This window comes from Streptomyces sp. NBC_00045, assembly GCF_045041095.1.
Lineage (GTDB): Bacteria > Actinomycetota > Actinomycetes > Streptomycetales > Streptomycetaceae > Streptomyces.
Window position 1 is genome coordinate 19,130 of sequence record NZ_CP108272.1, and the last position, 11,478, is coordinate 30,607.

At 67.7% G+C, this 11,478-nt stretch carries 12 protein-coding genes; 7 read left to right on the plus strand and 5 right to left on the minus strand.

What is annotated here, in order from left to right:
* Positions 1–63 precede the first annotated feature (63 nt).
* From OHA65_RS36205 to OHA65_RS36215, 3 genes are all read right to left on the minus strand, one after another.
* Positions 64–963: a DUF4231 domain-containing protein gene (locus tag OHA65_RS36205; RefSeq protein WP_327286081.1), complete on the minus strand. Its 900-nt coding sequence runs from the start codon at positions 961–963 to the stop codon at positions 64–66.
* Between the two features lie 149 nt (positions 964–1,112).
* Positions 1,113–2,174: a hypothetical protein gene (locus OHA65_RS36210; protein WP_327286082.1), complete on the minus strand. Its 1,062-nt coding sequence runs from the start codon at positions 2,172–2,174 to the stop codon at positions 1,113–1,115.
* 153 nt (positions 2,175–2,327) lie between these two features.
* Positions 2,328–2,528: a hypothetical protein gene (locus OHA65_RS36215; RefSeq protein WP_327286083.1), complete on the minus strand. Its 201-nt coding sequence runs from the start codon at positions 2,526–2,528 to the stop codon at positions 2,328–2,330.
* Positions 2,529–2,742: 214 nt separating this feature from the next.
* Between OHA65_RS36215 and OHA65_RS36220 the strand changes: the two genes are divergently transcribed.
* Together OHA65_RS36220 and OHA65_RS36225 are read left to right on the plus strand one after the other, a co-directional pair.
* Positions 2,743–4,344 (plus strand): ISL3 family transposase, encoded by a 1,602-nt coding sequence (locus OHA65_RS36220; protein WP_327286084.1) that lies wholly within the window; start codon positions 2,743–2,745, stop codon positions 4,342–4,344.
* A 56-nt stretch (positions 4,345–4,400) separates the two neighbouring features.
* Positions 4,401–4,832: a DUF4259 domain-containing protein gene (locus OHA65_RS36225; RefSeq protein WP_331736235.1), complete on the plus strand. Its 432-nt coding sequence runs from the start codon at positions 4,401–4,403 to the stop codon at positions 4,830–4,832.
* Positions 4,833–4,962: 130 nt separating this feature from the next.
* Here OHA65_RS36225 and OHA65_RS36230 read toward each other — a convergent pair whose 3' ends face one another.
* The gene (locus OHA65_RS36230) at positions 4,963–5,493 is read right to left on the minus strand and encodes a GNAT family protein (RefSeq protein WP_327286086.1); all 531 of its coding nucleotides are present in this window, start codon (positions 5,491–5,493) and stop codon (positions 4,963–4,965) included.
* A gap of 225 nt (positions 5,494–5,718) precedes the next feature.
* Here OHA65_RS36230 and OHA65_RS36235 point away from each other — a divergent pair, with 225 nt between their 5' ends.
* Both OHA65_RS36235 and OHA65_RS36240 read left to right on the plus strand, forming a co-directional pair.
* Entirely contained in the window at positions 5,719–5,904 is a 186-nt protein-coding gene (locus tag OHA65_RS36235) for a hypothetical protein (protein ID WP_327286087.1), read from the plus strand.
* 432 nt (positions 5,905–6,336) lie between these two features.
* Positions 6,337–6,558: a hypothetical protein gene (locus OHA65_RS36240; protein WP_327286540.1), complete on the plus strand. Its 222-nt coding sequence runs from the start codon at positions 6,337–6,339 to the stop codon at positions 6,556–6,558.
* 903 nt (positions 6,559–7,461) lie between these two features.
* On the opposite strand, the gene OHA65_RS36245 is transcribed toward OHA65_RS36240, so the two are convergent.
* Positions 7,462–8,187: a peptidylprolyl isomerase gene (locus OHA65_RS36245; RefSeq protein ID WP_327286088.1), complete on the minus strand. Its 726-nt coding sequence runs from the start codon at positions 8,185–8,187 to the stop codon at positions 7,462–7,464.
* Between the two features lie 441 nt (positions 8,188–8,628).
* Between OHA65_RS36245 and OHA65_RS36250 the strand changes: the two genes are divergently transcribed.
* The 3 genes from OHA65_RS36250 to OHA65_RS36260 all read left to right on the plus strand — a co-directional run bounded on the left by OHA65_RS36250 (position 8,629) and on the right by OHA65_RS36260 (position 11,469).
* Positions 8,629–9,681, plus strand: coding sequence for a helicase associated domain-containing protein (locus tag OHA65_RS36250; RefSeq protein WP_405763528.1), 1,053 nt, complete (start codon positions 8,629–8,631; stop codon positions 9,679–9,681).
* A 116-nt stretch (positions 9,682–9,797) separates the two neighbouring features.
* On the plus strand, positions 9,798–10,736 hold the full coding sequence (locus OHA65_RS36255; protein WP_327286090.1) for an alpha/beta hydrolase: 939 nt from the start codon (positions 9,798–9,800) through the stop codon (positions 10,734–10,736).
* 10 nt (positions 10,737–10,746) lie between these two features.
* Positions 10,747–11,469 carry a WYL domain-containing protein gene (locus OHA65_RS36260; RefSeq protein WP_328765457.1) on the plus strand — a complete coding sequence of 241 codons (723 nt, stop codon included), beginning with the start codon at positions 10,747–10,749 and terminating at the stop codon, positions 11,467–11,469.
* Positions 11,470–11,478 lie beyond the last annotated feature (9 nt).

Sequence of the window (11,478 nt, forward strand, 5' to 3'; positions counted from 1 at the left end):
GAGAGCTCTCCCCGACCACCACAGCGAGGCCTGTTGTATTGGTCCAGAAGACGACAGGTCTCGCTACACACCCGAAGCCCCCTGCACAGGAGTGTGCTCGGCTGGCTGATCGAGCTGCTGCTGGCGCCGCCGCTGCTCATTGCGCAACGTCTCCACCCGCTGCGTGAACTTCGCCAGCGCCTGGTCCTGCTCGTCCTCACCAAACACGCTGTACTCCCCCACACCCAGCGCGACCGCGTTGGCTTCCTCCTCGATCGCATCCGCTGTCTGCTGCAGGAAGTAACTGCGCTCCCGGTACTTGTAGTAGCCGGTGAACGTGCTCGCGAGCGTGACGCAGAACCCGAGCGCGATGACCATGATCGTCTGCCAGTTCCACTCCTTCGCGTCCAGCGCCGCGACCGTGGTGATCGTCGTCGACCCGACCATGATCAGAGACTGCAGACCGTTGTGGACCCGCCGGTACTTGCGGCTCTCCGCCTGGTAGTTCTCGATGACCTCCGCAAGTTCCTCCCGGTACATCCCCCGCTGCTCCCGCAGAGACACCGGCGTCAGCGCGCCCACCCGCCGCAGAGCCGTCCGGTTCACATCCAGACGATCCTGCAGCTCCGCCATCGGAAGCTTGAACCGATCGCGAACCGGATGGACCAACAGACCGAGAGGGGCTTCCAGCCGGTTGGTCTTCCACAGATGCTGAAACGCAGTAATCAGCAGAAACAGAACCGAGCCGCCTAAGACCACCCATAAGACGGCACGGCCCGCCATCAGCCACTGATGCTGGCCGGAGAACACCGCGGACCACACCACCAGCCCCGGGACAGCCAACACCGCCAACGCCAATGCAGTCCTAACCCGCCGAGTACGCCTCTTCTTCCAGGCAAGATCACGCTCGTCCGCCCAAACCCTGTCCTGCAGCTCCCTGGCCTCATGGCCGGATAAGCCGCCGTACCGCGAATTGGCTGCCAACTCTTCTCCCGCGTCCCATCGGATGATCCCGGGAGTATTACGCGTCAACCGACCACCGCAGACAGGATTCACCCAGGCTGTGACACGCTCCATACAAGTTCCGCCACCACAGCCCGAAGCGGCGACCCGCGGCCCTCGTATCGATCGGGTCAACCTTGTCGGTCCAGCCCGTCCTCCAGGCGCTCCAGATCCTCATCCAAGGCCCGCAGAAGGGAGTGGGAGAGGAGAAGCGACGGTAGGACGAACTCCAGCCTGTAGGAGTCGGGCGATGCTTGGTGGGCTCCGAGATGACGGTTGAAGGTGTCCTGTGTGGCCCCCGGGGCAAAAGCCTTGTTCATGCCCACCAGCACGAGGAAGTGCTTGAACTGCCGCAGCGTCAGGTCCGTCCACGGGTCCGAGTCACTCAGCGCGCCGGCGATGGTGAGGTGGTGCCCCGTTCCCCGATATTCAGCTTGGGGAAACGATCTCCTGATCCAGGCATTGCCATGCCCCTTCATGGCGGTCTCCAGCACATTGCCCGCCAGCGCCTGGGCGCCTTCGTCGGAACCGACCCGCGCCGCTCGGACAGCGGCATGCAGGATGACCGACACACCAGCGAGCCTGGGATGAGTGACGTTCTGCAGACTCGCCTCAATGTCGTCAAGAACTTCGTCGCGGTGTCCAGAGAGGAAAGCCCCACGCTCCTCTCGTGCATTGAGCGAGAGGAGTCCACCGACGATCGAGGCCCGAGGGGCCCATGCCAGGGATAGACCGTCTTGCTCGCACAAGTCCAGGATCCCGAGAAGCTCGTCGGTAGAAAGCCCGCTGAGGTTCGAGGGAAGGAACAACGAGGCCGTGGCCGAGAGCTGGTCCAGCAGCGTACGCGGAAGCGAGATGCTGCTGACCGCATCACGGATCCGTCGATCCCAGTCGTACAGGTCGCGCACCTGGCTCTGGAGGGCCAGGACGGGGCCGGTCATAGCCGGTATCTCCCGCTGTGAGCGCACAACAGCCTGAAGGGCAGGGCCGACAGTGCGGGCGACTGCCCTGCCCGTGGACTCCATCTGCTGGGTGTATGCGAGGAAAGGGCGGAGCATTTCGCTGATGGACTTGACCCAGACCTCAGCCGCGTACATACCCGACAGGTCCGGGCCCTCATTGCTCTCGAGTCCTGCGTCCTCCCCGCAATCCTTGTCGTCGGCTTCATCATCCGGCCTGTGCTCATCGCTCATCCGCCAATGATCCAGACTGCGCCCTCGGAAAGCACCCCCCTTTCACGCTGCGCACCGTTCACCGAGGAGATCTAAAGTGCGGCCCCCTGCCGCACACAGCAAGGAGGTCCACCCCTGAAGGGATGGGCCTCGCCGAACCGCAGCCGGCGACCGTCAGAACAGCGTGTCCTGGTCAGGTTCCTGGCGCGGTAACGGGGCGACGTCTTCGCCGTTCCACTTCGCCTCCAGGTGCTTGCGCCAGCCGGACGGAGGAGGCCACGGCACTCCCCACTCGGCAAGCTGCCTCTTGGTCCAGCCACCGTTTGCGGTCAGCGCGGCGGACACCTCATCAGGCGAGGGCACGTAGCTCGTCATGAACGGATGATTCCCAGCAAGCCCTGACCGCAACAACGGTGCCATCACGCGACCGGACGGACTTCCTTCCCGCTGGCTTCGTTCACGTGAAGTGGTTCTGGCGCAACTTCCGTGCAGTAGCAACTCTCAGTGACAGCTGAGCGTCGACGGGCAGTGCTCGAAGTCGCCCGAAAATGAGCCGTGGTCAGGGCAGTTGGGCTGACAGTACGGGGCTGTGGAAGAGGTCGTGGTCCGACTGAAGGAGCTGTTGTTCCCGTCGATCGCGAACGTCGCAGTGCTGTCGGTGGACGTGAACATCGCGATAGTGCGTGTTGACGCGAAGTGCACCACGACTGGCGCCGCCTGCCCGGAATGCGGGGCCTGGTCGACCCACGTTCACAGTTCCTACCTGCGGTTTCCTGCCGACGTGCCCAGCGCAGGGCGAAGGGTCGTGCTGCAGCTTCGCGTCCGGCGGTTCCGGTGCCGGACGACCTTGTGTCGGCGCCGGACCTTCGTGGAGCAGATATCCGGCCTGACCCGCAGGCACGGTCAGCGCACGGAACGACTGCGCTCGACCCTCGCGGCACTCGGTCTCGCCCTGGCCGGCCGGGCCGGCGCCCGGTTGGCCGACGTCCTTGGCGTGTCCGTGAGCCGGAGCACTGTCTTGCGCCTGGTCAACGCGCTGCCCGAGCCGGAAGTACCGGCGCCGCGGGTGGTCGGCGTCGACGAGTACGCCACCCGCAAGGGCCGCCACTACGGCACCGTCCTCGTGGACATCGAAACCCGCCGTCCAATCGATCTTCTCCCAGATCGGGAGGCATCCAGTCTGGCGGCGTGGCTCGCCCAGCGGCCAGGCGTTGAGGTGGTCTGCCGGGATCGGGCACCGTTCTTTGCCGAGGGCGCCGCCGCCGGAGCGCCGCAGGCGGTCCAGGTCGCGGACAGGTGGCACCTCTGGCACAACCTGAGCGAAGCCGCCGAGCGGAGTGTTGCCCAGCATCGCCGCTGCCTGCAGGTTCTGACACCCGCGTCACCTGAGCCCCAGCCTGTGACAGTCCCGACCGTGGGCCAGACCGGGTCGCCATGGCCACGCGGGCACCGGTTCGCCGACCGGACCCGGTCCCGGCACGCAGCCGTGCACGCCCTGCTGAAGGCAGGGCACAGCCAACGCTCGATCCAGCGACAACTCGGGATGACCTGGCGGACCGTCAAACAGTTCGCCAACGTCGCGAAGCCGGAGGACCTGTTCACCGGCCAATGGCAGAACCGGCCCTCCGTTCTCGACGACTACAAGCCCTACCTGGACGACCGCTGGAACGAGGGCTGCACCAACGCCTGGAAACTCTGGGAGGAGATCCTGCCTCTCGGCTACAAAGGCAGCTACCAGCGCGTCCGCGCCTACCTGCACGACAAACGCACCTCACCACAGCCGGTGACCGCACGGCCGCCCTCGCCCCGAACGGTCGCCGGATGGATCCTTCGCCGCCCGGCCACCCTCACCGAGTCCGAGCAGATCCGACTCAAGTCCGTCCGGACACACTGCCCCGAGCTCGACGCTCTGACCCGCCACGTCCGGTCCTTCGCGACCATGCTCACCGAGCGCCAAGGCGAACGACTTCCGGACTGGCTCGAAGCCGTCCGGCAGGACGACCTGCCCAGCCTCCACACCCTCGCCGCCGGCATCGACCGAGACCGCGATGCCGTCATCGCCGGCCTCACCCTGCCCTGGAACTCCGGAGTCGTCGAAGGCCACGTCAACCGGATCAAGATGCTCAAGCGCCAGATGTTCGGCCGCGCAGGCTTCAACCTTCTTCGCAAACGGGTCCTGCTCGCCCCGTAATCGTGTTGTCAGTGCCTGATGCGAGGATCCGGGCGACCATACGCAAGGAGATCAGCATGGGCACCTGGGATACCGGCCCCTTCGACAACGACACAGCCGCGGACTTCGCTAACGCGCTCGACGACGCCGAGCCCGAGGCGCGCGAATCTCTGATCCGAGGCGTCCTCATCCGGACGATCGACACCACCGGCTATCTCACGGAAGCAGAAGAGGCGGTGGCCGCCGCTGCACTCATCGCGGCGCAATGCCCAGGAGGCGAACCCGTCGACATGTCCTACGGTCCGGAAACACCTATGCCCCTGTTCCCTTCCGACCTTCGGGCACTCGCCAACGAAGCCCTCGCCCGCATCGCCAGCGACAAGGACGGGCCAGCCTCAAACTGGGTCGACCCGGAGGACTGGAAGCAGTGGCGAGCCATACTCACGCGCCTCCGCGCAGTGCTTGCCCCGCCGCCACCTTCCATCGCCCTCTTCGACGTCCAGCCGTAACGGAGCGTCACTCAGCACGGAAGTTGAGCCAGAGCCCGCGTTGTGAAGCCAGATGTTCACGGGTTTGGAAGGCGCCCGGTCGGCGCCGAGGTCGATGTTCACGAGAAACGACAGCACCCGGCTGGCGGGGTTACGCAGTGGAGCGCCATTCCTCTTCGAGGCTGCTGAAGATCATGGAGTCTCGCCAGCCATCGTGGAGCAGGGCCGTGTGGCGCAGGCGTCCCTCATGCGTCATACCGATCTTGGACAGCACTCGGGAGGAGCCGAGATTCCTCGGGTCACAGGTGGCATGGATCCGATGAAGCCCCAGCTCGCCGAACCCGTGCGCGAGTAGCTGCCGACCGATTTTCGTGCCGATGCCCTGCCCCCATACCCGGGGATGCACGATGTATGAGATCTCGCCCTGGCGCTGCTTATGGCTGCGGACGTGCAGCTCACCCATGCCCACCACATCCCGCCCGACGCGGGCGACATAGGGGAACCGGCGCTGAGGGGTGGCCGACCAGGCCTTGACCGCGGAGTCCACGAAGTCCTGTGTCTGGACCTCTGTGTTCGGCCCCCAGGACTGATAGCGGCACACCTCCGGGAGGCACGCCCACGAGTGAACGGCCGGCCAGTCCTCCAAAACGATCTTGTCCAAGGTTACCGAGTGCTGACTCATAAGACGATCATGAACGGGGCGCCACGCGAAGATCAAGATCAAGGAGCCCATCACGCTTCACTGACGGCCATGCGGGAAGGATGGGCCCGGCTCTGTCAGTTCTCGGGTTCTGGCTCACATTCCGTGGAGCATGCACTCTGAGTGACGATTGTCGGGCGAGTGGGCCCTGAGGGAGATGCCCGAAATTGAGCCGTACCGGGTGCGGTGTGGCTGACAATTCGGCCCGTGGAAGAAGTGGTGCTCCGGCTGGAGGAGTTGCTGTTCCCGTCGAACGCCGACGTGGTGGTGCTCTCCGTGGCCGTGAACGACGAGGCAATACACATCGAGGCCCGAAGCCCGGTGGCTGGGCCATCTGTCCCGGATGCGGGAGCTGCGGCGGATCCACTGCTCCTACCTGCGCTTTCCCGCTGATGTCCCCAGCGGAGGCAGACGAGTCGCTCTCTGTTTACGCGTCCGCCGGTTGCTCTGCCCGGTCATCTCGTGCGGGCGGCGGACCTTCGCCGAACAGCTGCCGGGCTTGACCCGTCGGTATGGCCGGCGGACAGAGCGCCTGCGGTCGACGCTGGCCGCGGTCGGCCTCGCGCTCGCTGGCCGGGCCGGTGCCCGCTTGGCGAGAGTCTTCGGCGTGGCCGTCAGCCGCAGCACGGTGCTGACGCTGGTCGAAGCCTTGCCCGACCCTGAAGTTCCGGCCCCGCGCGTGGTTGGCGTCGATGAGTACGCGACCCGTAAAGGCCGCCATTACGGGACCGTCCTGGTCGATGTCGAAAGCCGTAGGCCGGTGGACCTACTGCCCGACCGGGAGGCTTCCAGCCTGGGTGGCTCGCGAAACGGCCCGGGGTGGAGGTGGTCTGCCGCGATCGTGCACCGTTCTTCGCCGAAGGCGTCACGGCCGGGGCGCCCCAGGCAGTGCAGGTGGCGGACCGGTGGCATCTTTGGCACAACCTGAGCGAGGCTGCAGAACGTTGTGTCGCAGACCAAGGTGGATGCCAGCGGGTGCTGGCGCCGGATCCGGCCCAGCCTGCCCCCGAGCCGGAGAAGTTCGAAGATCCGTCCGGCTCGCCCTAGCCACGGGGACACCGCTTCGCTGACCGCCCGCGTCAAGCACGCGACTGTCCACAAACTGCTGACAGCCGGGCTCAGCCGGAGGGGCGATCGGCCGCCAACTCCGTATGACCTCCCGCACCGTCAAACTCTTGGCCGACGCAGCCACCCCGGAGGACCTGTTCCACGGGCAGTGGCAGGGCCGGCCGTCCAACCTCAACGCCTTCAAGCCCTACCAGTGAACCGGTGTCCGTCGCAGACCAGGAACGAGTCGTGCGGCCCGGCGCGGGCTTACGGACTGATCGAGCCGCCGCGTCCCGAAACCCACCAACTCCGAACCCACACCCTGACCACCTATTACCTACTGAACTACACAGAAACCCTGAAAAGCACGAAATGCGCCTCGTTCCTTTAGACCCAGACGCCATCTGCAACACCAGCATGATTCTCAACCAAGCCGCAACAACCCCAGGTCAAGACGCGACTGACGCCGTAAACACCGTTCTCACACGACCTGCAACACCCCAGCTCACCGAGCCACGGATACCGCAACTGCCCTCCCCCTCAGCGACAACCGCGTCTCCCTGTCCAGCTCAACTCATCCCGGTGACACCACCTACACCGCACCAGACTGTCCCCGCGAGCCGCCCCTCGCTGGCCTGACCCGCCCAAAACCGAACACCGCCCGGAAGACACCGGCTGGGGCTTGCTGGACAACCACCCACGATGTCGCAATGGGTGCGATGTCCATGGGCAGCACCGTACGGAGTCCACTGGTTGCGCCTTGGGCGCTTCGCGTAGTCCGGGCACAAGGTCCGGAGCCCTCCGCTTCCGCACCCAGACGCTTCACCCGGCCGGGCGTAATCCGCCTGGGGCGGCCACAGACGCCAAGCACGCTCATCGAGGACGTGGCCACGCCACGGTGCGTCAATGCTGGCAGGACGGCCGGACGCGGAGCAGCTCGGTCCGCAGCACGGGTGTGCCGTCGACCGGTGCAGGGTCCTCCGCGGTCGGTTCGATGCCTCCGGCGGCGACTTTGTCGAGTGTCGTCAGGCCGTCGGCGCCGACCGTGCCGAACACCGTGTAGTTCGGTCGCAGCGCGGAATCGCCGTAAACGACGAAGAACTGTGAACCGTTCGTTTCCGGACCGGCGTTGGCCATCGCCAGCAGGCCGCGCCCATAGAGGCGGCGCGCGCCGGTCGGATCGGTCGGTGCCGGCGGCAGGTCCACCGGCAGCTCGTCCTTGTACTTGTACCCGGGCCCGCCCTCACCGGTACCGGTCGGGTCGCCGCACTGCAGGACCTTCAGCGTCGGGTACGCCGTCAGACGGTGGCACACCGTACGGTCGTAGAACCCATGCCGTGCCAGGTGCAGGAAACTCTGGACCGTGCACGGCGCCTTGGCCCGGTCCAAGTGCAGCGGGAGCGGGCCCTGGCTAGTCGGAACAGCCGTATCAACCGTGCCACGACTGGGGGTGCGCCGCGGGTCAGGCGGCAGCGGAACAGAGCGCGCCGGCGGCTCGTCCGGGGTCTGTGTGTACTGGCAAGGGCCGTGCGTCGTGCGCGGCGGAGCGCCGTCGGAAGCGGTGGCGACACTCCCCCCGGACACGACTAACGCCACGGCCGCCAATGCGCTGATCAGTGCCCGTTTCATCTCGCACGCCCTCCCGGTGATCGCCAAGTCCTGGAGCGGTCGCAGTCTAGGACGTGGGTTTGGTCCGCGGGAATAGTCACTGACCTTGAAGGCGGGTTGTCGTAGGGGCTGACGATCGGTGATCGTCGCGGTATGCCGGGTGCATGAGGCATCCGCAGGGTGGGGGGTCTGACCGCGGAGAGGCAAGCGTTTCGCGAGCGGGTCCGGATGGAAGCAGTCGCCATGTTCGCCGCAGGGCGGGGCAGTACGGACATCGCGAAGGAGCTAGCCGCATCACCACAGCCAGGACCAGCACGACGGTGAACACCACTGGCGGCGGATGAAAAGCCGGAGGACATTCTCTCTTCTCAGTCCTACGGTCCGTTGATTCGGGTACTGGACGGGCTTCGGGCACACGATGAACGCGCCGTGGAAGTGCTCGCCATTCCACAAGAGGCCCAGATGCGTGTCGTTGCGCCGTCGCAGTTGATCGGGCAGGCGCCCGGCGAGCGCGAGGAGGAGGCCCGGCTGTTGCTCCGGTTCGCCGCTCCCCGCGACCCCGCGCTCATCGCGAAGTGGATCAGCTACCAGATCTTCAACACCGAACGCCAAGACTGGCGAAGGGGCGTCGAGGCAGCGTGGCGCTACCGCGAGCGGGAGGGCGGGCCGGAGGTCCCCTACGACCACACCGAGGGGGCCTACCCGCTGGGGCGGTGGCTCTCCGACCAGCGCCGCGCCTTCCGGGCCGGGACCATGACCGGCGAGCGGGAGGGCGGGCTGGAGGGGCTGGGGATCGTCTGGGACATCGCCGATGCCGGGTTCGAGACCAATCTCGCTGCCGCGCGGGCCTACTACGAACTCCACTGCACGCTCGCCGCGCCCCGGCACGCCACCGCCCTCGACCGGTCCCTGGGACAGTGGTTGACCAGCATCAGGAGGCCCGGCGGGCTGGGGAAGGACCCGGAGCGTGCCCGCCGGCGGGCCGACGCCCTCGCCTCCATCGACGAGGACTGGAACCCGAGCGCGCTCGGATGGACGGTGGACTGGCAGCGCCACCACGCCTACCTGCGGTATGCCCTGGCGGCCGGTGCGCGGCTCGGCGACATCGTGCCCGGGGTGACCTTGGCACGGCGACGACATCGGCCGCTGGCTCACCACCCAGAGGCGGGAACGGAGCCGGCTGAACGAGGAGCAGCACCGGCGGCTCGGCGCACTCGGCGTGAAGGCGGAGAAGGCCGTACGAGCCCGCACGGCGGCGACGACGGCGCCGCATTCGGCGTCGTGGTTGGTCCACCAGGTGGCGTCCGGTCCGAGGAGGGACACGACTCGGTCCGCCGCGATCCGGGCCGGGAACGGGGCGGCCCCGTGCGTCTCCACCGGTTCGAGGGCGGCGCAGATCTCGGGGACGGAGGGCGGGGCGTCGTCGGGCATGAAGCGCTGCCGGGCTTCGTCCGGCGCTACCGTGGCCAGCAGCGTGCCGATCCGGGCCGCCAGCTCTGGAAGGTCGGGTTCTGACTCGATGAAACGCCCTGCCGCCACCTACGCCGGGTGCGGCTCGGCCGCAGGGTGTGACGCGGCTCACCGGGAAAGGGTGACAGGGGGTTGTCGCGGACGGCTGTGACCGTTGGGGCATGACGATCACAGATGAGGACTGCCTCGCCGAGACCCTGGCGTTCAACGAGCAATTCGAGGCCGCTGCCGCGAGCCGACCGGCGCGCGAGGGGACGCCGGACGCGGCTCTGCTGGCCGCCCTGCGGCGCAACCGGCTGGGCGGCGACACTCCGCCGGTGAGACTGGCGCACGGGCAGGACCGCGTGGTCGAGGGCGGGGTGAAGGTACGGGTCTTCGTGCCCGACCGCGTCGACGGCGTGTTCTTGCACATCCACGGAGGCGGCTGGGCGTTCGGTTCCGCGGACGGGCAGGACGAAAGGCTGTGGCTGCTCGCCGAGCGGGCCCGGCTGGCCGTGGTGAGCGTGGAGTACCGTCTCGCACCGGAACACCCGTTCCCCGCCGGAGCCGACGACTGCGAAGCGGCGGCGCTGTGGCTGGTGAAGCACGCCGCGGCCGAGTTCGGTACCGAACGGCTGCTGATCGGCGGTGAATCGGCCGGAGCCCACCTGAGCGTCGTGACGCTGCTGCGCCTGCGCGACCGGCACGGGATCCGCGGCGCGTTCCGGGCGGCTCACCTACTGTTCGGCCCCTACGACCTGTCCATGACACCGAGCCAGCGATCCTTCGGCCCGAAGCGACTGCTGAGCAATACCGACACCCTGCGGCGGACCTACGAGTCGTTCACGCCCGGCATGGACGCGGAACAACGTCGCGATCCCGAGGTGTCACCGCTGTTCGCCGATCTCGTCGGCCTGCCGCCCGCACGGATCGTCGTCGGTAGCGAGGATCCGCTGATGGACGACTCGCTGTTCCTGGCCCAGCGGTGGCGGGCGGCGGGCGCACCCGTGGAGCTCGGCGTCGTTGCCGGCGCCATGCACGGCTTCACCCTGTTCCCGCTCACCGTCACGGAGCGGGAACTGCAGCGCCAGCAGGACTTCCTGTCCAGCGCGGGACGGTAGCGTCGCCGGCATGAACCGCACGGCCCGACTCTATGCACTGGTGGAAGAGTTGCGCGCAGCGGCGCCGCGGCAGCTGACGGTCGCGGAGCTCGCCGCGCGATTCGAGGTGAGCACGCGCACGGTGCAGCGCGACCTCCAGGTGTTGATGGAGGCCGGTGTCCCGGTGCGCAGCGCACCCGGGCGGGGCGGGGGCTGGTCGATCGACCCGGCCATGACCCTGCCGCCGGTTCGCTTCACCGTCGAGGAAGCCTGGGCACTGGCCGTCGCCCTCGCCGCGGCCGACGCCCGTACCCCGTACGCCGGTGCGGCCCGTACGGCCGCCCAGAAGATCGCGGCGTCGATGACCGGCCCCGCCTCGGCGGCAGCCGGGGACCTGGCCGCACGGATCGTTGCGCTGCCCCCGCCGTCCCACTCCGCGGTCCGCGCCGCAGTGGAACAGGCCCTCGCCACCCACACGGTGCTGCGGCTGTCCTACGTCGATGCGGCAGGACGCGAAGGCGACCGAACGGTGGAACCGGCCGGACTGCTCACCGCCGGCGGCCGGTGGTACCTCATCGCGTGGTGCCGCATGCGACGGGCAGGTCGGGGCTTCCGGCTGGACCGCATCACGGCAGCGACTCCCACCACTGAGCGGGCCGGAGGCCACGATCTGGCCGAACTGCTGCACGGCTCGGCCGCAGCCGGTGCCGTGCAGCCCGCTGCTCTGGCCGGCTTCGCCCATGCCCCGGCTTGATGCCGGGGC